This is a genomic window from Pikeienuella sp. (assembly GCF_046290545.1).
GTDB lineage: Bacteria > Pseudomonadota > Alphaproteobacteria > Rhodobacterales > Rhodobacteraceae > Pikeienuella.
This window is the reverse complement of the sequence record NZ_JBKAGV010000017.1, coordinates 910,778-929,384: the sequence shown is the minus strand read 5'-3', so window position 1 is coordinate 929,384 and position 18,607 is coordinate 910,778. Positions and strand designations below refer to the sequence as shown.

At 70.4% G+C, this 18,607-nt stretch carries 17 protein-coding genes; 1 reads left to right on the top strand and 16 read right to left on the bottom strand.

Annotated elements, in window-relative coordinates; genetic code table 11:
* Nucleotides 1–42: 42 nt before the first annotated feature.
* The 16 genes from ACE37J_RS20905 to ACE37J_RS20830 all read right to left on the bottom strand — a co-directional run bounded on the left by ACE37J_RS20905 (nucleotide 43) and on the right by ACE37J_RS20830 (nucleotide 17,579).
* The gene (locus ACE37J_RS20905; protein ID WP_409715416.1) at nucleotides 43–1,557 is read right to left on the bottom strand and encodes a tripartite tricarboxylate transporter permease; all 1,515 of its coding nucleotides are present in this window, start codon (nucleotides 1,555–1,557) and stop codon (nucleotides 43–45) included.
* Between the two features lie 36 nt (nucleotides 1,558–1,593).
* Complete coding sequence (locus ACE37J_RS20900) at nucleotides 1,594–2,097, bottom strand: tripartite tricarboxylate transporter TctB family protein (protein WP_409715413.1); 504 nt, start codon at nucleotides 2,095–2,097, stop codon at nucleotides 1,594–1,596.
* A 43-nt stretch (nucleotides 2,098–2,140) separates the two neighbouring features.
* Nucleotides 2,141–3,112, bottom strand: coding sequence for a Bug family tripartite tricarboxylate transporter substrate binding protein (locus ACE37J_RS20895; RefSeq protein ID WP_409715410.1), 972 nt, complete (start codon nucleotides 3,110–3,112; stop codon nucleotides 2,141–2,143).
* 126 nt (nucleotides 3,113–3,238) lie between these two features.
* Nucleotides 3,239–4,093 carry a universal stress protein gene (locus ACE37J_RS20890; protein WP_409715407.1) on the bottom strand — a complete coding sequence of 285 codons (855 nt, stop codon included), beginning with the start codon at nucleotides 4,091–4,093 and terminating at the stop codon, nucleotides 3,239–3,241.
* A 145-nt stretch (nucleotides 4,094–4,238) separates the two neighbouring features.
* Nucleotides 4,239–6,047 (bottom strand): allophanate hydrolase, encoded by a 1,809-nt coding sequence (gene atzF / locus ACE37J_RS20885; RefSeq protein WP_409715404.1) that lies wholly within the window; start codon nucleotides 6,045–6,047, stop codon nucleotides 4,239–4,241.
* 24 nt (nucleotides 6,048–6,071) lie between these two features.
* Nucleotides 6,072–7,709, bottom strand: coding sequence for a dipeptide ABC transporter ATP-binding protein (locus ACE37J_RS20880; RefSeq protein ID WP_409715401.1), 1,638 nt, complete (start codon nucleotides 7,707–7,709; stop codon nucleotides 6,072–6,074).
* Nucleotides 7,706–8,560: an ABC transporter permease gene (locus ACE37J_RS20875; RefSeq protein ID WP_409715398.1), complete on the bottom strand. Its 855-nt coding sequence runs from the start codon at nucleotides 8,558–8,560 to the stop codon at nucleotides 7,706–7,708. The genes ACE37J_RS20880 and ACE37J_RS20875 overlap by 4 nt, the downstream gene beginning before the upstream one ends.
* Nucleotides 8,560–9,627 carry an ABC transporter permease gene (locus tag ACE37J_RS20870; RefSeq protein WP_409715395.1) on the bottom strand — a complete coding sequence of 356 codons (1,068 nt, stop codon included), beginning with the start codon at nucleotides 9,625–9,627 and terminating at the stop codon, nucleotides 8,560–8,562. The genes ACE37J_RS20875 and ACE37J_RS20870 overlap by 1 nt, the downstream gene beginning before the upstream one ends.
* 2 nt (nucleotides 9,628–9,629) lie before the next feature.
* Complete coding sequence (locus ACE37J_RS20865) at nucleotides 9,630–11,240, bottom strand: ABC transporter substrate-binding protein (RefSeq protein ID WP_409715392.1); 1,611 nt, start codon at nucleotides 11,238–11,240, stop codon at nucleotides 9,630–9,632.
* A gap of 39 nt (nucleotides 11,241–11,279) precedes the next feature.
* Nucleotides 11,280–11,615 carry a cupin domain-containing protein gene (locus tag ACE37J_RS20860; protein WP_409715389.1) on the bottom strand — a complete coding sequence of 112 codons (336 nt, stop codon included), beginning with the start codon at nucleotides 11,613–11,615 and terminating at the stop codon, nucleotides 11,280–11,282.
* On the bottom strand, nucleotides 11,608–12,264 hold the full coding sequence (locus ACE37J_RS20855; protein WP_409715387.1) for a cysteine hydrolase family protein: 657 nt from the start codon (nucleotides 12,262–12,264) through the stop codon (nucleotides 11,608–11,610). The genes ACE37J_RS20860 and ACE37J_RS20855 overlap by 8 nt, the downstream gene beginning before the upstream one ends.
* Nucleotides 12,264–13,784 (bottom strand): ABC transporter ATP-binding protein, encoded by a 1,521-nt coding sequence (locus tag ACE37J_RS20850; protein ID WP_409715384.1) that lies wholly within the window; start codon nucleotides 13,782–13,784, stop codon nucleotides 12,264–12,266. The genes ACE37J_RS20855 and ACE37J_RS20850 overlap by 1 nt, the downstream gene beginning before the upstream one ends.
* On the bottom strand, nucleotides 13,781–14,473 hold the full coding sequence (locus tag ACE37J_RS20845; RefSeq protein ID WP_409715381.1) for a cysteine hydrolase family protein: 693 nt from the start codon (nucleotides 14,471–14,473) through the stop codon (nucleotides 13,781–13,783). Before ACE37J_RS20845 ends, ACE37J_RS20850 begins: the two co-directional genes overlap by 4 nt.
* A 9-nt stretch (nucleotides 14,474–14,482) precedes the next feature.
* Nucleotides 14,483–15,409, bottom strand: a complete 927-nt coding sequence (locus ACE37J_RS20840) for an ABC transporter permease (protein WP_409715379.1) — start codon at nucleotides 15,407–15,409, stop codon at nucleotides 14,483–14,485.
* Complete coding sequence (locus tag ACE37J_RS20835; RefSeq protein ID WP_409715375.1) at nucleotides 15,406–16,473, bottom strand: ABC transporter permease; 1,068 nt, start codon at nucleotides 16,471–16,473, stop codon at nucleotides 15,406–15,408. Before ACE37J_RS20835 ends, ACE37J_RS20840 begins: the two co-directional genes overlap by 4 nt.
* Nucleotides 16,473–17,579 carry a BMP family ABC transporter substrate-binding protein gene (locus ACE37J_RS20830; protein WP_409715372.1) on the bottom strand — a complete coding sequence of 369 codons (1,107 nt, stop codon included), beginning with the start codon at nucleotides 17,577–17,579 and terminating at the stop codon, nucleotides 16,473–16,475. Before ACE37J_RS20830 ends, ACE37J_RS20835 begins: the two co-directional genes overlap by 1 nt.
* Before the next feature lie 126 nt (nucleotides 17,580–17,705).
* Between ACE37J_RS20830 and ACE37J_RS20825 the strand changes: the two genes are divergently transcribed.
* The gene (locus tag ACE37J_RS20825; RefSeq protein ID WP_409715369.1) at nucleotides 17,706–18,599 is read left to right on the top strand and encodes a LysR family transcriptional regulator; all 894 of its coding nucleotides are present in this window, start codon (nucleotides 17,706–17,708) and stop codon (nucleotides 18,597–18,599) included.
* The last annotated feature ends 8 nt before the right edge of the window (nucleotides 18,600–18,607 follow it).

Sequence of the window (18,607 nt, the reverse complement as noted above, 5' to 3'; positions counted from 1 at the left end):
CCCGGGGCGTCGGCGCCGGAAGGGCGAAGCCGGGACCCCGCACTATCCGGCGGCCCGCCGTCGCCCCCCGCGGCGCAGCAGCTTCAGCGCAGGGAGGAAGATCAGGATCAGCGCAATCACCGTGATCGGCCCCGCGATGGGCCGGGTGAAGAAGATCGAAGGATCGCCCGAGGAAAGAAGGAGAGACTGGCGGAGCGTCGGCTCCGCGATCGGGCCGAGCACGATGGCGAGCACCGCGGGCGCGAGCGGATAGTCGAACCGCCGGAGGAAGAAGGCCCCGATCCCGAAGGCGATCATCAGCCAGAGGTCGAACATGCTCCGCGTCGCGGCGTAGCCCCCGACGATGGAAAGCACGAAGATCATCGGCGCGAGGATCGTGAAGGGCATCCGCAGCATCCAGATGAAGAGCGGAATGAAGGCGAGGTTGATGAGCAGCGCGGCGAGGTTCGAGACATAGAAGGAGCCGATCAGGCCCCAGACGAACTCCGTCTCCTCCGCGAAGAGCCGCGGCCCGGGCACGAGGCCCCAGATCACCATCCCGCCGAGGAGGATCGCGGTCGTCGGCGAGCCGGGGATGCCGAGCGTCAGCATCGGCAGCATCGAGCCGGTGGAGGCCGCGTTGTTCGCCGCCTCGGGCGCGGCGACGCCGTCCGGCGTCCCCCTTCCGTATTCCTCCGGCTTGCGGGAGACCATCTTGGCGACGCCATAGGCCATGAGCGAGCCCGGCGTCGCGCCGGCGGCGGGCAGGACGCCGACGAAGAAGCCGAGGAAGGAGCCGATCAGGCTCCCCTTCCAGCCGCGCTTCGTCGCCTCCTTCGCGTCGGCGGCCATGCCTCTCACCGTCATCTTCGGATTGGTCCTCTCGACCTCGCCGCGCGTCTGCTCGATGGTCCAGAGCATCTCGCCGATGCCGTAGACCCCGATGGCGAGCACGAGAAAGCCGATCCCCTTCAGGAAATCCGACATGTCGAAGAGCACGAGCCGCGGCGCGCCGGAAATCTGGTCGAAGCCGATGGCCCCGATCACGAGCCCGAAGCAGATCGAGAAGATCGTCTTCGGGATGTCGTCTCCGCCGAGGCCGACGAAGGTCGCGAAGGCGAGGAGCATCAGCGCGAAGATCTCCGGCGGCCCGAAGGAGAGCGCGACGCCGGCGAGAAGCGGCGCGAAGAGCGTGAAGAGCACGTTCGCGATCGTCCCGCCCACGAAGGAGGCGAGCGCCGCGGTGACGAGCGCGAGGCTCGCCCGCCCCTGCCGCGCGAGCGGCCGCCCGTCGAAGGTCGTCGCCACGGCGGTCGAGGCGCCGGGTATGCCCAGCGCCACCGAGGAGATCGCGCCGCCATACATCGCCCCGTAATAGATCGCGGCGAGGAAGATGATCGCCCCGGTCGGCGGCACGAGAAAGGTGATCGGCAGGAGGATCGCCACGCCGTTGACCGAGCCGAGCCCCGGCATCGCCCCGATGAAGAGGCCGACCGAGACGCCGATCAGGATCAGGGCGAGGTTGAGCGGCTGGAGCGCCAGCAACATGCCATCCGACAGGAGAAGGAAGACGTCCATCTGGTCTCGTCTTTGCTGCGGGCGCGAGGGCGCGGGTCAGTAGATCAGTTCGTAGAGGACATTGAAGACCGGGTCCGTGAACGGCATCCCCGTCGGCATGCTGATCCGCATCGCCCCCTCGAAGAAGAAGAAGAGAGCCACCGGCGCGATCAGCGCGAGCGAGAGGCTGAGCGCGAGCGAATGCCGCCCGAGAAAGCGCGTGTAGTAGAAAAGGAAGACCGCCAGCGCCCCGTACATCGAGATGACCTCGATGAGCGCGACGAAGCCGATAATGCCGCCGCCCACGAAGAGCAGCATGCGCCAGCCGCTCTGGCTCAGCACCGGCTCCTCGGATCGCGAGGGCGGGCTCGTCCGCCGCCACCAGTTGAAGGCGATGCAGCCGCAGCAGACGAGCATGATCCCGGAAAGCCAGAACGGCCAGGCCCCGCCCCCCGGCCCCGTCCCCGCGATGTAGCCGACGGGCAACTCGGCGCTCTTCCACATGAGGTAGAGCGAGAAGAGCGCGAGCACGCCCGCCGTCACGATTTCGCCGATGCGCATCCCGCTCTTCCCCCTCGGAGGCTTCGTCGCCTTGGGCTCCGGCTCAGCCGCCGAGCGCCGCGAGGAGCTTCCTGTGGGTCTCGACCTGCTTCGTCCAGTAGGTCGCCTGCTCCTCGGCGTTCATCCAGAGCGGCGAGAGGCTCTCGGAGGCGAGATAGCCCTGCCATTCCTCGCTCTCGTAGATCTGGGTGAAGAGATCGCGGTAATAGGCCGCCGCCTCATCCGACATGCCCGGCGCGCCGACCACGGCCCGCTGGTTGTAGTAGGAGAAGTCGTGGCCGAGCTCCTTGATCGTCGGCACGTCGGGATAGGCCGCCATGCGCTCGTCGGAAAAGGCGAGCAGCGGCACGAAATCCCCCGCCTCGTAGAAGCCCTTGGCCTCGGCCGGGTTGTTCACCGTCGCCATGATCTGCTTGCCCGCGAGGTCCTTCGCCACGGCCCCGCCGCCGTCATAGGGGATGTATTTCACGTCGATGCCGAAAGCGTCCGACATGTAGGCGATGACGATGGAATCCTCCTGGCCGGATCCCGTCCCGCCCATCACGTACTCGCCGTTCATCGACTTCGCGGTCTCGACGAACTGGTCGACCGTCGTGATCCCCGAATCCTTGTGCACCCAGAGCACGAACGGGTCGACGCCCATCATCGCGACCGGCGTGAAGGTCATGATGTCGATGCCGAGATTCTCCTGCCGGATCGGCGTGGTGAAGAAGGAGTTGAGCGTCACGAGGATCGTGTGATCGGGGTCGTTGACCGTCGTGAGATGGATCAGCGCCTCGGCGCCGGAGCCGCCGCCCTTGTTGTTCGGAACGAGCGGGCGCCGGGTCAGGCCCTTCTTCTCCGCGACGGACTGGATGAAGCGCGCGATCTGGTCCGCTCCGCCGCCCGCGCCGGCCATGATGACGAAGTCGATGGGCTTGCGCGGCTGCCAGTCGGCCGCGAAGGCGTGGATCGGGGCCGCCGCGAGCGTCGCTGCGCAGGCCAGTGCCAGAAAACCGCGTTTCGAAATCGTCATGGCGCTTCCTCCTCTATCGCACCGCGCCCGCCTCGCCGTTCGCGGCGGGCGGGTCTTGTGCGGAGGCTAACTATATTTCTCAAGCCTCCCTTCAAGGGATATTTTGTTGCGCCGAGAAATTTTCTTTCAATGCGCCATAACGACGGGGATTTCGGCTTTGTCGACCACGTATTGCGTGTTTCCGCCGAAAAGCGTCTCGCGTTCGTGGCTCTGGCCGTAAGCGCCCATCACCAGAAGGCTCGCCCCGGCGGCGACGGTATTCTCAAGCAGCGCCGCCCCCGGATGCCTCACCTCGAAGCGCCGGATCTCGGCGCTCACGCCGCGGAGTCGATAATAGGCGGCGAGTTCCTCGGCCGGCGGCCCGTGGAGCTCGCCCTTCCCCGCCGTCAGGATCGTCACCGCCTCGGCGGCGGCGGCGAGGTCGAGCGTCGCCGCCACGGCCCGCGCCGCCTCGAGCGAGCCGTTCCAGCCGATCGCGATGCGCTTTCCGAGGTTCGGGTCGGCGTCGCCCGCGCGCGCGCACATCAGCACGGGCCGCCCGGTCAGAAAGATCGCCGATTTCAGCGCGTTCGAGCCGACATTCCGGTCCCGGTCCGGCTTCGCGACGACGATGAGGTCGGCGAGCCGCCCGTTATGCTTCACGATATCGCCGATGCTCCCGAACTCGTCGACGAGCTCGATGGAGGCCTCCCGCCCGTCCGGCGCATCCGTCTCCTTCAGGCCGAGGCCGGCGGCCACGCCGTGCAGCTCCTCGCGCAGCGCGCGCTCCTGCTGGTCGGCCAGCTCCGCGGCCTGTTTCCGGAGCGTCTCGCGCGCGAAGGCGGGGAGCGGAACGCTGTAGGGCATCAGCTCCTCGGGCCGCGTCCGGCAATGGACGACGATCACATGCGCCCCGTGGCGGCGCGCGATCGTCGCCGCATGTTCGAGCACGGAGCGCCAGACGCTGTCGCCGCCGACCGGAACGAGAATCCGCCGTATCATCGTTTTGCCTCCCTCCCGCGGGCCGCTCCTTTCGCCCCGGATTCGGGTCGGCGCGGCGGCTCCTTGCCGGGATTGTAGCGCGACGCGACCGGATTGCCGCAATCTCTCGCATGCAGCCGCAGCGTCGGGGAGGCGCGGGCTTCGCTCAGGCCGCGCCGCTGCGGCTTCGCTCCGCGATCCAGGCCCGCCAGCCGCCGAACCGCGTCACATCCTCCGCCCCGGCGCAGCCCGCCGCCTCCGCGAGGAAGCCGAGCACCACGCGCCCGTCCGAAAGCGTCACGCGGCCGAAGCCGAGCGGAGCGGGAATCCGGGCGAGGAAAGGGCCGATCTCCGCCTCCGGCATCGCCCAGACCTCCCCGGCAACCGCGGCGCCGCCAGAGGCGACGCGGAGAAGGCCGGGCCGCGGCGGCTCGCCCGGCAGGGCGTGTAGCCGGTAGGCGGGCGCCGTCGTCACCGGGCCGAGCGGGCGGGCGCCGTGTTCGCGCATCTGGCCCTCCAGCGGCATCCCCGTCATGTGCGCGCCGACGACGAGCAGCGCCGTCTCCCCCAGCCCCGGCTGCGCCGGGGCCTTCGGCGCCGCCGGAGCGCGCGCCGCGGTCGCGCCCAGAGTCGCCCCGCTCGCCTCATGGAGCGCGGCGGCGAGGCTCGCCGTCAACCCGTCCAGCCCCGCGCGGGCGAGGAGCGTGACGGAGCCCGGCCGCCCGTCGGCGCGAAAGCCGGTCGGAACCGCGATCCCACACAGGTCGAGCAGATTCACGAAGTTGGTGTAGGTCCCGAAATCGCTGTTCGGCTTGATCGGGTCCGCCTCGAAGGCCGCCAGATCGTGCCAGGTCGGCGCCGTCGGCACGGCGAGCGCGTCGAGCCCGGCGAGCAAGGGCTCCACCGCCCGGCGCAGTTCCGCGAGGCGATAGAGGCCGCGAAAGGCGTCCACGGCGGAAAGCCGCTCCGCCCCGCCGATGATCGCCTCGGTGACGGGATGGAGCGCGCCGGGATGCGCCGCGCGGAATTCCTGCACGACCGAAAGCCGCTCCGCGACCCATGCGCCCTCATAGAGCAGCGCCGCCACCTCGAAGAAGGGCGTGAAGTCGACCTCCTCGATCTCCGCCCCGAGCCCGCGCAACGCCCCGACCGCGCCGGCGAAGCTCACCGCCTGCGCCGCGTCGCCGGAAAAGCGGATCGTCTCCGGCGACGGAATCCCGATCCGGAGTCCGGGCGGAACCGCGCCGAAGCCGGCGGCGGGCCGGTCCTTCGAGAAGGCGTCCGCCGGATCATGCGCCGCCGCGACCTCGAACGCCGCCCATGCATCCGCGACCGCCAGCGCGAAGATCGATATCGTGTCGAGCGTCCGGCAGGCCGGAACCGTCCCGGTCGCGGAGAGGGCGCCGAGCGAGGGCTTCAGCCCGACGATGTTGTTGAGCCCCGCCGGCACCCGGCCCGAGCCCGCCGTGTCCGAGCCGAGCGAGAAGGTCGCGATCCCCCGCGCCACCGCCACCGCCGAGCCGGAGGAGGAGCCGCCGGGCGGCAGATCGTCATGGAGCGCGTTTCGCGGCGCGGGATAGGGCGTGCGGAGCCCGACGAGCCCGGTCGCGAACTGGTCCAGATTGGCCTTGCCGAGCGGGATCGCCCCCGCCGCGCGGAGCCGGGCGACCACGAAGGCGTCCCGCTCCGGCGTGTAGGCGAAATCCGGGCACGCCGCGGTGGTGGGGCGCCCGGCCACGTCTATATTGTCCTTCACCGCGAAGGGCAGGCCCCAGAGCGGGAAGCGCTCCGGGTCGAAGGGCGGCAGCGCGCGCGCCTCGGCCTCGACATCCGCAAGCGGCGTCAGGTCGATGAACACGCCCGGGTCGGCGGCGTCCTCAAGGCGGCGATGCGCCTCCCGCAGCACGGCGGCCGGGTCGCCCCCCGCCCGGTAGAAGGCGAAAAGGCTCTCCCGGTCGAAACTCACGTCGCGCATGTCCTCGTCTCCGTTTCTTCTTGTTCATTCCGCCGCGCGCGCGGGCGCGGCGATTTCGGGCGGCAGCGGCGCGGCGTCGATCAGCGCGCGGGTATAGGGGTGGGCGGGCCGCTCCATCACCGCCTCCGCCGCGCCCTCCTCCACGATCTCGCCGTCCTTCATCACGATCACCCGGTCGCAGAGCAGCCGCACGACATGCAGGTCATGGCTGACGAAGAGGTATGACATGCCGAACCGCGCCCGCAAATCAGCGAGGAGGTTGAGCACCACCGCCTGGATCGAAACGTCGAGCGCCGCCGTCGGCTCGTCGAGGATCAGGAGCCGCGGCCCGGTCGCCAGCGCCCGGGCGATGCCGACGCGCGCCTTCTGCCCGCCGGAAAGCTGGTGCGGGAACCGGTCGAGCAGCGCCGCAGGGAGCCCGACCTCCGCCGCCAGCGCCTCCACCTTCTCCGCCCGTTCCCGCCGCCCGAGCGGGGTGAGCCGCAGCAGCGGGTCCATGATCGCCCGGCGCGCGGTGAAGCGCGGGTTGAGGCTATCCCCCGCATCCTGGAACACCATCTGGATCGCGCCGCGGAGCGGGTCGCGCGCGAAGCCGGCGGCGGGGCTCTCCGCCAGGTCCCGCCCCTCGAAGAGGATGCGCCCCGCGGTCGGGTCGAGGAGCCGCATGATCATCGAGGACGTGGTGGACTTGCCGCAGCCCGATTCCCCGACCAGCCCGAGGCTCTCCCCCTCCCGCAGCGCGAAACTCACGCCCTTCACCGCGCGAACGCCGCCGGGAAAGGTCTTCTCCAATCCTTCGACGCGGAGGATCGGCGCGCCGAGGGCCGGCCGCGCCGCTTCCGGCGCGGGCTCCGGCAGAAGGTCGCGGAGCCCGACGCCCGGCCGCGCCGTCGCCTTCATCAGCTTCGCCGTATAGGCGTGGCCGGGGCGGGAGAAGACGGCGCCGGCCTCCGCCGTCTCCACCACCTCGCCGTCCTTCATCACCGCCACCCGGTCGCAATAGGCGGCGGCGAGGCCGAGATCGTGCGTGATGAGGATCGCGCTCATCCCCCGCTTCCGCACGAGATCCGCCACAAGGTCCATCACCGCCTTCTGCGTCGTGACGTCGAGCCCCGTCGTCGGCTCGTCCGCGATCAGGAGCCGCGGGTCGCAGGCGAGGGCGAGCGCGATGACGACGCGCTGGCACATGCCCCCCGACAGCTCGAACGGATAGGCGTGGTACCGCCCCTCCGGGTTCCGTATCTCGACAGCCGCCAGCGCGGCGACCGCCTTCGCCTTCGCATCCTGCCGTGTCGCCCGGCCGTGGCGGACCAACACGTCCTCGATCTGCCGCCCGACCTTCCTGATCGGGTTGAGCGCGGCGCGGGGGTTCTGGAAGATCATCCCGATCTCCCGCCCGCGAAGCCCCGCCATCTCCCGGTCCGTCGCCGCGCGGAGATCGACGCCGCCATAGCGGAGCCGCCCCTCCGCGATCCGCCCGCCCCGGTCGAGGATCCGCATCAGCGCATAGGAGGTGACGGACTTGCCCGAACCCGACTCGCCGACGACGCCCAGCACCTCCCCCCGCTTCAGCGAGAAGGAGACGCCCCTCACCGCCTTCACGAGCCCGCGGCGGGTCGCGAACTCCACATGAAGATCGTCGATCTCCAGGAACTCGCTCATGTCCGCCGCCTCGGGTCCACCATGTCGCGGAGCCCGTCCCCGAGCAGGTTGAAGGTGAAGACGGCGAGCATCAGCGCGAGGCCGGGGAAGATCGCCAGCCACCATTCGCCCGAGACGATGAAATTCGCCCCCTCGGCCACCATGATCCCCCATTCCGGCGTCGGCGGGCGCACGCCGAGCCCGATGAAGGAGAGGCCGGCCGCGTTCAGGATCGCCCAGCCCATGTTGAGCGAAAGCTGCACCATCATCGGCGGCAGCGCGTTCGGGAAGATGTGGAAGGCGAGCACCCGGACATCCGAGTTTCCGGCCAGCCGCGCCGCCTGCGCAAAGCCCGCCTCGCGCCGGATCGAGACCTCGGCCCGCGCGACGCGGGCGTAGAAGGGCAGGTTGATGATCGCCGTGGCGTAGATGATGTTCTCGATCGTGTTGCCGAGCGCGGCGACGATGCCCATCGCCAGCACGAAGAGCGGGAAGGCCATGATCGTGTCGATCAGCCGCCCCGTCACCGCATCCGTCCACCCGCCCCAATAGCCCGCCGCCGCCCCCATCGCCGACCCGATGCAGAAGGAGAGCGCGACGGCGGAGACGGAGATCATCAGGTCCAGCCGCGTCGCCACCAGCACACGGCTGAACACGTCCCGCCCCAGATTGTCCGTCCCGAACCAGTGCGCCGCGCTCGGCGGCTGGAGCGCGCGGGCGGCGTTCGTCTCCAGCGGGTCCCACGGCGCGAGCGCCGGGCCGAAGAGCGCCGCGAGGATCAGGAGGAGGAACATCGCGAAGGCGAAGCCCGTCACCGGATTGTCCCGCATGACATAGGCGGCGTGGGAGAGGAATCCGCGGGAGCCGGCCATCACGCGCTCCTCGTCCGGGGGTCGATCAGCGTGTAGATCACGTCGATCAGCAGGTTGAGGAGGACGAAAAGCACCGCCATCGCCAGCACGAAGCCCTGCACGGCGGCATAGTCGGAGACGACCAGCGCCTCCACCGCATAGGAGCCGATCCTCGGCCAGGCGAAGACCTTCTCCACCAGCACGTTCGCGCCGAGCGTGAAGCTGAACACCATGCCGAGCGTCGTCACCACGGGCAGCATCGCGTTCGAGAAGGCGACGCCGAACAGCACCTTGCCCGGCGTCAGCCCCGCCGCGCGCGCCGTCCGCACATAATCCGAGGAAAGCGCCTCCAGCATCGCCGCCCGCGCCATGCGGGCGAGCGGCGCGAGGGTGAAGAGCGCGAGCGTGATGGCGGGGAGGGCGAGCTGCGCCAGCGCCCCCCGCATCGTCTCCCAGTCCCCGGCAAGCGCCGCGTCGATGACGTAGAAGCCCGTCACCGGCTCCGGCGGCAGAAAGAGGAAATCGAGCCGCCCGAGCGGCGAGGGCGCCCAGCCGAGATGGTAGTAGAAGACATAGACGAGCGCGATCCCGGTGAAGAAGGTCGGGAGCGAGACCCCCGCCGTCACCAGCGCCCGGCAGGCATGGTCCACCCATGTCCCCTGCCGCGCCGCGGCGGCGATGCCGAGCGGCACCGCGATCAACGTCGAAAGCGTCAGCGCCGTCAGCGTCAGTTCGAGCGAGGCCGGGAGCCGCCGCGCCAGCTCCTCCGCCACCGGCTGCCCGGTGGAGATGGAGCGCCCGAGATCGAGGCGCATCAGGTCCCCGAGATAGACGAGGAACTGCTCCGGCAGGCTCTTGTCGAGCCCCAGAGCCGCGCGGATCTGGGCGATGGAGGCCTCGTCCGCCGCCGGCCCGGCGAAATAGGCCGCCGGGTCGCCCGGCAGCGCCCGCGTCAGGAGGAAGCTGACGACGATCACGCCGAAAAGCGCCGGCAGCGCCAGCGCCACGCGCTTCAGCACAAGCCGCAGCCGCGGAGGCAGGGCGAAGCCGCGCCCGGCCTGCGCGGCGGGGTCGGGCGCGGCGGCCATCGTCAGGCCCGCTTCCAGCCGCGGATCGTCGGCTGGCGGTGGAACCAGTATTCATAGCCCGTCATGTCGCGATAGGCGGCGTTGACGGCGGGCTGCCAGAGCGCGATGCGCGGAACCTCGTCCCAGGCGATCTCGATCATGCGCTTGCACATCGCGATGTATTCCGGGTCGTCGACCGGGAGGTGAAGCGCCTTCGGCACCATCGCCTCGATCTCCTCGTTCCGGTAGTTCGCCGAATTGAAGAGGTTCCCCTCAATATAGGCCCAGTAGAAGTAGTAGCAGGGATAGTTGAGCCAGCCGCCGAACGTCTCGAGATGCAGCGGCAGCCGCTTCTCGACCAGCGAGGCCGTGCGCCAGTTCGCGCCCGGCACCTTCTCCAGCGGCGCCTTCACGCCGATCTTGGCGAGATTCTCCTGGATCAGCAGCGCGGCGGGCTCCATCCAGTCGGACTGCGAGAGGTCGATGAAGAACGGCACCTCGAACCCGTCCTTGAACCCGGCCTCCTCCAACAGCGCCTTCGCCCGGTCGAGATCGGTCGAATAGGGGAAGGGCTGCGGCCATTCGATGGTCTCGGGCGTGAAGGACTTGCCCCCGTGCATCGGCACGCCGCGGCCATAGGCGGCCGTCTGGAAGATGTCGTCGTAAGGCACGGACCAGGCCACGGCCTGCCGCACCCGCTTGTCCTTGAACGGCTCGAAATTGAGGTTCGTGCCAAGAATATAGATCGCGTTCTCGATGGGCGTCGTGTTGATCGTCAGCCCCTCGGTCCCCTCCAGCTCCTTCGCGTCCTTGTTCGGGATGTCGAAGCTCATCTGCACGTCGCCCCGCTCGATCAGCGCGCGCCGCGTCGCCTGGCTCGGCACCTCGCGGACGATGACGCGCTGGATTTCCGGCAGCGGGCCGGAGGTCCAGCCGTCATTGCGCTCATAGACGAGCTGCTGGCCCGGGTCCCAGCGGGTGACCTTGAACGGGCCGGAGCCGATCGTATTGCGGTGAACGAACTCCAGCGCCCAGGGGTCCTCCGCCGTCGCGTTCGCCAGCGCGACCTTGCTGTTGAGGATGAAGGGCACCGGCACCGCCATGTCCGGCAGGCTGAGCTTGGAAGGCTGGAGCAGCGTGACGCGGAAGGTCAGGTCGTCCACCGCCTCGAACTGCTCGGGCGAGTTGAGCCCGCCCGCCTTCATCTGCGTCGTCGGGAAGCCGCCGACCGTCACCGCCCGGTCGTAGGACCATTTCACGTCCTGCGCCGTGATCGGCGTCCCGTCCTGGAACTTGCCCTCGGGCCGCAGCTTGAACTCGATCACCAGCCCGTCCTCGGAGAAGGACCAGCTCTCGGCGATTTCCGGCACGATGGTCGCGTAGTCATAGCTCAGCGAGCCGTCCGGCAGCGTCTTGACGCCGAAACCCACGAGCCGGTCATAGGCGTTGACGGCGACCTGGTAGGAGGGGCGGTTCGTGCCCGTCCGGTGCAGGTCGAGGCTGTTGATCGTCTGCCCCATCACCATCACGATGCTGTCGCCCGCCGCGGAGGCCGGCAGCGCCCGGAGGAAGGGGAGCATGGAGGAGGAGAGCGTCGCCGCCCCGCCAGCCTTGAGGAAATTCCGTCTGTTCATCGCCTTCTCCTGTCGTTCGCCGGCCTCGGAGCGGGCCGGTCAGTCAAGTATCTCCACGGGTTCGGTCCACTGGATCAGCACCACGCAGCCCTCGTCCGAGCGAACGGAATGGATCGAGCCCGGCGTGTTCACGATCAGCGCGCCCGCCGCATGGCGCCCGCGCTCGTCCTCCTGCGCGCCTTCGAGCACGAGCACGGTCTCAAGCGCGGGATGCCGGTGGCGCGGCACCGCGGCGCCAGGCGCATAGCGGAGGAGCGCGAGCGCCGGCGCCCCCTCGACGAGATGCGCGATCTCCACGCCCTCGCGAAACGGGCCGAAGGCGACGTCGCGCCAGCCGCCGGAGAGGAGCGCCGGGAGGGCGAAGGGCTCAGCCATCGAGCGCCTCCAGAATGTCGGAGACGGGCGCCGTCCACCCCACGATCCCGCCCTGCGCGCGGATCATGGCGAGCGTCGACGCCTTGAATTCGGGGAAGTAGCTTTCCGTCGCCTCCTCCGCGAGGAGGCACTCGAAGCCGCGGTCGTTCGCCTCCCGCATCGTCGTCTGCACGCACACCTCCGTCGTGACGCCGGCGAAGACAAGCTGGCGGATTCCGTGAGTTTCGAGAATTTCGGAAAGTTTGGTCGCGTAGAACGCGCCCTTCCCCGGCTTGTCGATCACCGCCTCGCCCGGCGCGGGCGCGCAGTCCGGCACGATCTCCGCGCCGGGCTCGCCCGCGATCAGGATGCGCCCCATCGGGCCCGGGTCCCCGATCCGGAGCGAGGGCGCGCCGCGGAGGCGCTTCGCGGGCGGGCAGTCCGAAAGGTCGGGGCGATGGCATTCCCGCGTGTGGATCACCGGGCGCCCCGCCGCGCGGAACCCGGCGATCAGCCGCGCCGCGGGCTCCACCGCAGCCTGAAGCCGGGTCACGTCGTTCCCAAGCGCTGCGCCGAAGCCGCCGGGCTCGATGAAGTCCCGCTGCATGTCGATCACGATCAGCGCGACCGCTTCTCGCTTTAGCGGAAAGTCGAAGGGGAGCGCGCGCATCAGTGCTTCCCCGCCATGCGCCGGCCGATCTCCGCCCGGTCCGCAGCCGCCGCCGCGGCCTCGTAGGCGATCCGCCCCTCCGACATCACCAGCACCCGGTCCGCGAGGTCCAGGATCTCGTCGAGATCCTCGCTGATGAGCAGCACCGCCGCCCCCGCATCCCGCGCCGCAGCGATCCGGGCGCGGATTTCCCCGGCGGCGCCGAAATCGAGCCCGAAACACGGGTTGGCGCAGATCAGGAGCCGCACATCCCCCGTCAGCTCCCGCGCCAGCGCCGCGCGCTGCACATTGCCGCCCGAGAGGGTGGAGATCGGCGCGTCGATGCTGGCGCATTTCACGTTGAAGGCCTTCACCAGCGGCTCCGCCGCGCGGCGAAGACGGGAGGGGGAGAGCCAGAACCGCCCGCCCTCGTCGAAGGCGCGGAATGCGACGTTCTCCGCCACCGACATGCCGGGCGCGCAGGCGTTCCGCAGCGGCTCCTCCGGCAGCCAGCGCACGCCATGCGCCGAAGCCTCGCCCCGCGTCGCGCCGAAGGGCGCGCCCATCACGACGACGCGCCCCGCCTCCTTCGGCCGCTGCCCGGCCAGCGCCTCCACGAGCTCCATCTGGCCGTTGCCGGAGATGCCGGCGATCCCCACAATCTCCCCGGCGCAGACCTCCAGCGCGGAAATGTCGATGGATTTCAGCCCCGACCGGTCCCGCGCCCGCACGCCCTCGACGGAAAGCGCCGCCGCGCCCGGCATGCGCCCGGTCCGCGCCGGCGGGCGGGCCGGCGGCGCGCCGATCATCATCTCCGCCATCGCCTCGTGGCTGAGATCGCCCGCGCGCCCGCCGCCCGCATGGCGGCCCCGGCGCAGCACCGTCACCTCGTCGCAGAAGGCGTCCACCTCGCGGAACTTGTGGGTGATCATCAGCACCGTGATCCGCCCCTCTGCCGCCAGCGCGCGGATATAGCCGAGCGCCTCGTCCGCCTCCGCCTGCGTCAGCACGCTGGTCGGCTCGTCGAGGATGAGGAAGCGCCGCCCGAGATAGAGCTGCTTCAGGATTTCGAGCCGCTGCCGCTCCCCCGCCGCCAACCGCCCCACCGGCGTCCCGAGCGGCGCGCGGAAGGGCATCCGGTCCATGAAGGCTTCGAGCGCCTCGCGCTCCTTCCCCCAGTCGATCACCGAGGGCGCGTCCGCCCGCGCGATCACGAGGTTTTCCGCCGCGTTCAGCGAGGGCACCAGCGTGAAATGCTGGTAGACCATGCCGAGCCCGAGCGCATGCGCGTCCCGCGGGCTGCCGATCTCGACCTCGCGCCCGCCGACCATGATCTGCCCCGCGCCCGGCCGCTGCACGCCCATCACGCATTTGACGAGCGTCGATTTCCCCGCTCCGTTTTCCCCGAGCAGCGCATGGACCGTGCCGGGCGCGACGCGGAGCGAGACGTCCTCCAGCGCCGTGAAGGCGCCGAAGCGCATGGTGAGCCCCACCGTCTCCAGCCCCGGCGCGCCGAGTCGGGTGGCGGCGGCGAGCGTCACGAGATCGCCCCGATCAGCGCCGCGCTGGAGGCGACCGCGCCGAAGACGCCGCCCTGCATCGTCACCATCTTCACCGCCGCGTCATGGTTCCCCCGGTCCGTCGCGCCGCAGCAATCCTCCAGAAGAAGGCATTCGAAGCCGCGGTCATTCGCCTCCCGCATCGTCGTGTGGACGCAGACATCGGTGGTGATCCCGGTCAGGATCAGGTTGTCGACGCCCCGCGTGCGGAGCATCAGTTCGAGGTCGGTGGCGCAGAAGCTGCCCTTGCCCGGCTTGTCGATCACCGGCTCGCCCGGAAGGGGGCTCAGCTCCTCGATGATCTCCCATCCCGGCTCCCCGCGCACGAGGATGCGCCCGCAGGGGCCCGCATCCCCGATCCCCGCGCCGATCTGCTGGGAGCGCCAGCGCTTGTTGGCGGGCAGGTCCGCAAGGTCGGGCCGGTGCCCCTCCCGCGTATGGAACACATGCCCGCCCCAGGCGCGCATCGCGGCGAGCACGGCCTTGATCGGCCCGATGGGCGCCCGCGTGAGCGAGAGGTCATAGCCCATCTTGTCCACATAGCCGCCGGGGCCGCAGAAATCGGTCTGCATGTCGATGACGATGAGCGCGGTGTTCCCGGGCCGGAGGTCCCCGTTCCAGGGCCAGAGATAGGGGGTCGCCTTCACTGCGCCTTCGACCATGTCCTTCATGCGATCCTCCTACCGGTTGAAGCCGAGCGCGGCGGGCGCGCCGGCGAGGCTGCGGGCGGGCGAACTGGCGGCGATGAGGAGGCCGAGCGTCAGGAGATAGGGCGCCGCGCCGAAGAGATGCCGCCCCTCCGTGACGCCGACCGATTGCAGCGCCGGTCCGAGCGCGCCCGCGCCGCCGAAGAGCAGGGCCGCCCAGAAGCAGTTGACCGGGCTCCACCGCGCGAAGATCACGAGCGCGACCGCCATGAGCCCCTGGCCTGAGGAAATCCCCTCGTTCCAGCTCCCGGGATAATAGAGCGAGAGATGCGCGCCGCCGACGCCGGAAAGCGCGCCCCCCGCCATCGTCGCCAGCCTCCGCACGCGGAGCGGGTCGACGCCGAGCGCCCGCGCCGGCTCCGCCCCGTCCCCCACCACGCGGACGATGAGGCCGGCGCGCGTCGCCCGGAACATCCAGGCCATGAGCACGGCGAGGATCGCCCCGACAATGAAGAGCGCGTTGACCTCCAGCGCCGCCCGCACCTGCGGGATGTCCGACCAGAAGCCCAAGGGTACCGCCGGCAATTGCGGCGCGACCGGCTGCACATAGGCCTTGCCGAAGAAGAAGGCGAGGCCCATGCCGAGCAGCATCAGCGCGATGCCGACGGCGATGTCGTTGACCCCGCGAAGCCCGCAGATCGCCCCGTGTACGAGCCCGAACCCCGCGCCCGCGAAGGCCGCTGCGCCGACGCCGAGCCAGGGCGAGCCGGTCTCGTAGGCCACCGCATAGGCCGTCATCGCGCCGAAGATCAGCGTCCCCTCAAGCCCGAGATTGATCCGCCCGGACCGCTCCGTCAGGCACTCTCCGAGCGCGACGAAGAGGAAGGGCGTCGAGACGCGGATCGCCCCGGCGAGGATCGCCAGCGGAACGCCCCAGAGGCCGAGCTCCTCCCCGGTCATCGCGCGGCCCCCGGGAGCCGGCCGCGCAAGGTCTCCCCGAGCAGGATGGCGACGAAGACCATCCCCTCCAGCACGAGGATCGTCGCGTCCGGCAGCCCCATCCGCCGCTGCACCAGCCCGCCCGAAGCCTCCAGCCCGCCGACGAGGATCGCTGCGGGGATGATCGCAAGCGGATTGTGCCGCGCGAGGAAGGCGATGAGGATGCCGGACCAGCCATAGCCCGCCAGCAGCGAGGCGTTGGCCGAACCGTGGATCGCCGCCACCTCGAAAAAGCCCACGAGCCCCGCCGCCGCCCCGCCGAGCGCCGCGAAGCCGACGATCAGCGCGCCGACGGGCAGGCCCTGCAGCTGCGCCGCCCGCACGTTCCCGCCGGCGATCCGCGCCGCGAAGCCCCAGCGCGTCCGCTCGATCAGCACCCAGGCGAGAAGGCAGGCGAGAACGCCGGCGGCGAGGCCCCAATGCACCCCGATCCCCGGAATCTCCCCGACGCGAACAGCGTCGGGGATCGGCGCGGTCGAAGGCTTGTTGAGGCTCGCCGGGTCGCGGAGCGGCCCCTCGACGATATGGTTGAAGAGCGCGATGGCGAGATAGGCGAGGAGGAGGGAGGAGATCGTCTCGTTCACCCCGCGCGCATGGCGGAGCCAGCCCGCGAGCCCGATCCAGAGCCCGCCCGCCGCCGCCGCCGCGATGACGGCGGGCGCCGCCATGCCCGTCGCCGTCGCCGCCGCCGCCGCGGCGAGCCCGCCGATGCCGATCGCGCCCTCCCCGCCGATGATGACGAGCCCGAGCCGGGCCGGGAGCGCGACGCAGAGCGCGGCGAGGAGGAGCGGCGCGGCGCGGGAAAGCGTGTTCTCCCAGGAAAACGCCGTCCCGAACCCGCCGCGCCAGACGAGGGAGAAGAACTCCGCCGGCGAATGGCCGAGCGCGAGGAGGAAGAGCGAGAAGGCGGCGAAGCCCGCCAGCAGCGAGCCGAGGGGGATGACGATCCCCTCCGCCCGCCCGAGGAGCGCGCCCGCCGCGCCCCTCGCGGCGGAAAGCCCGGAGCCTTCCGCCGTGATCGTCATCAGGAGGTCGCGCCGATCACGCCCTCGACGAGATAGTCCATGCTTTCGAGCGCGACGTCCGTCTCCTCGAAGCTCTGGCCCTCGGCTGCGATCACGTTGCCCTTGTTGTCCTTCAGCGGCCCGCGGATCGCCGCGAAGCCGCCCTTCTCGATCTCCGCCTTCACGGCGGCGAAATTCGCCCGCGCCGGCTCGCTCACCGCGACGCCGAGGGCGCTCATCTTCACGAAGTTCTGCGCCAGCCCGCCCCGCACGAAGTTGGGGATATGCTCACCCTTCAGCGCGGCCGCCGCCATGGAGGTGTAGACCTCGGCCCAGTTCCATTCCGCACCGGTCAGGTAGAGATCGGGCGCGAGCGCCGACTGGTCGGCATGGTAGCCGCAGACATAGGCGCCGCGGCCCGCCGCCGTCTGGATCACGACCTTCGGGCCGTCCACATGGCAGGTGATGACGTCCGCGCCCTGGTCGACGAGCGCATTGGCCGCCTCCGCCTCCTTCACCGCCATGGACCATTCGCCGGTGAAGATCACCTGGAGCGTGATGGAGGGGTCGACGGAGCGGGCGCCGAGCAGGAAGCTGTTGACGTTCATCAGCACCTGCGGAATGGGCTTGGCGGCGACGAAGCCGAGCTTCTTCGTCTTCGACATGTGCCCGGCGACGACGCCGTTCAGATACTGCCCCATCCCGATATAGCCGAAATAGGAGCCGACATTGGCCGGGTGCACGTCCTCGCGCCACATGCCGCCGGCATGCTGGAAGCGGACATCGGGATATTTCGGCGCCAGCGTCAGGATATGCGGGTCGAAATAGCCGAAGCTTGTGGGGAAGATCATCGAGGCGCCGTCGAAGGAGATCATCGACTCCATCGACTTCTGCACGTCCACCGTCTCGGCGACGTTCTCCTCCTCCACCACGGTCACGCCGTCCATCGCCTTCACGGCGGCGGCGCCCTCGGCATGGGCCTGATTGTAGCCGAAATCGTCCCGCGGGCCGACATAGATGAAGCCGATGGTCACCCCCGCCGCCAGCGCGGGCCGCCCGCCCGCGGCGAGAGCGGCGGCGGAAGCCGCCGTGCCGAGAAATCCGCGCCGTGTCAGGTTCGTCCGCATCTTCGCATCCTCCTTGAGGGGTCGCGCCCAATTCGAGTCGAATGCGAGGATGCGGGATGAAAGTGGAAACGTCGTCTGCTAAGAATTCACCGTACCGGGGCCGAAAACGCACCGCTGGAGAGGATCATGCGCCATCATGCGCTTCTGAGGACGATCGACGCCGTCGCCCGCGCGGGCTCCATCCGCAAGGCGGCGGAGGCGCTGGCGATCACGCATACCGCGCTCAACCGGCGCATCCTCGCCTTCGAGGCGGAGCTCGGCGCGCCCGTCTTCGAGCGGCTGCCGCGCGGCGTGCGCCTCTCCCCCGCCGGGGAGCTGGTGATCCACCATTTCCGCGCCCAGGTCGCGGACATGGCGCGCGTCCGCAGCCAGATCGCGGACCTTTCGGGGGAGCGGCGCGGCCATGTCTCCATCGTCTCCTCGCAAGCGCTCCTCCCCTATTTCCTGCCGCGGGAGATCGCGGCCTACCGCGCGCAGCACCCCGCCGTGACCTTCGAGGTGACGCGGGGGGACCGGGAGGTGGCCGAGGGCGCGCTGGTGGACCTCAGCGCCGATCTCGCCCTCGTGTTCGAACCGGCGCGGCTCGCGGAAGTGCGCACCGCGATCACCGCGCCGCAGGTGGTGATGGCCGTCATGGCCGCCGATCATCCGCTCGCGCGGGAGGCGGGGCCGGTCCGCCTGCGCGACTGCCTCGAATACCCGGTCGCCGCGCCGACGGACGCCTATGGCGTTCGCCGCATCCTCGACGCCGCGCTAGCGCGCTCCAGCGTCAGGCTTGCGCCGGCCGTCACCTCGAACAGCTTCGAGTTCCTGCGCGCCCATGCGCTGGCGGAGCGCGTGGTCACCTTCCAGATTCCCATCGGCCTGCCCGCGGGCGGCGGCGGCGGCTGGGCCCAGCGCCCGCTGGACGAGCGGGACGCGCCGCCGGGGCTCCTCCATCTCTGCCAGCTCCGCCAGCGCGCCCTGCCGGTGGCGGCCGCGCGCTTCGCCGAGCAACTGATGCGCGCGCTCGCGGCGTGAGCCTTCTC

What these genes read in the sequence shown, in the direction of transcription:
- ACE37J_RS20905 (WP_409715416.1), bottom strand. Translation starts at nt 1,557, where the DNA reads ATGGACGTCTTCCTTCTCCTGTCGGATGGCATGTTGCTGGCGCTCCAG.
- ACE37J_RS20900 (WP_409715413.1), bottom strand. Translation starts at nt 2,097, where the DNA reads ATGCGCATCGGCGAAATCGTGACGGCGGGCGTGCTCGCGCTCTTCTCG.
- ACE37J_RS20895 (WP_409715410.1), bottom strand. Translation starts at nt 3,112, where the DNA reads ATGACGATTTCGAAACGCGGTTTTCTGGCACTGGCCTGCGCAGCGACG.
- ACE37J_RS20890 (WP_409715407.1), bottom strand. Translation starts at nt 4,093, where the DNA reads ATGATACGGCGGATTCTCGTTCCGGTCGGCGGCGACAGCGTCTGGCGC.
- atzF (WP_409715404.1), bottom strand. Translation starts at nt 6,047, where the DNA reads ATGCGCGACGTGAGTTTCGACCGGGAGAGCCTTTTCGCCTTCTACCGG.
- ACE37J_RS20880 (WP_409715401.1), bottom strand. Translation starts at nt 7,709, where the DNA reads ATGAGCGAGTTCCTGGAGATCGACGATCTTCATGTGGAGTTCGCGACC.
- ACE37J_RS20875 (WP_409715398.1), bottom strand. Translation starts at nt 8,560, where the DNA reads ATGGCCGGCTCCCGCGGATTCCTCTCCCACGCCGCCTATGTCATGCGG.
- ACE37J_RS20870 (WP_409715395.1), bottom strand. Translation starts at nt 9,627, where the DNA reads ATGGCCGCCGCGCCCGACCCCGCCGCGCAGGCCGGGCGCGGCTTCGCC.
- ACE37J_RS20865 (WP_409715392.1), bottom strand. Translation starts at nt 11,240, where the DNA reads ATGAACAGACGGAATTTCCTCAAGGCTGGCGGGGCGGCGACGCTCTCC.
- ACE37J_RS20860 (WP_409715389.1), bottom strand. Translation starts at nt 11,615, where the DNA reads ATGGCTGAGCCCTTCGCCCTCCCGGCGCTCCTCTCCGGCGGCTGGCGC.
- ACE37J_RS20855 (WP_409715387.1), bottom strand. Translation starts at nt 12,264, where the DNA reads ATGCGCGCGCTCCCCTTCGACTTTCCGCTAAAGCGAGAAGCGGTCGCG.
- ACE37J_RS20845 (WP_409715381.1), bottom strand. Translation starts at nt 14,473, where the DNA reads ATGAAGGACATGGTCGAAGGCGCAGTGAAGGCGACCCCCTATCTCTGG.
- ACE37J_RS20840 (WP_409715379.1), bottom strand. Translation starts at nt 15,409, where the DNA reads ATGACCGGGGAGGAGCTCGGCCTCTGGGGCGTTCCGCTGGCGATCCTC.
- ACE37J_RS20835 (WP_409715375.1), bottom strand. Translation starts at nt 16,473, where the DNA reads ATGACGATCACGGCGGAAGGCTCCGGGCTTTCCGCCGCGAGGGGCGCG.
- ACE37J_RS20830 (WP_409715372.1), bottom strand. Translation starts at nt 17,579, where the DNA reads ATGCGGACGAACCTGACACGGCGCGGATTTCTCGGCACGGCGGCTTCC.
- ACE37J_RS20825 (WP_409715369.1), top strand. Translation starts at nt 17,706, where the DNA reads ATGCGCCATCATGCGCTTCTGAGGACGATCGACGCCGTCGCCCGCGCG.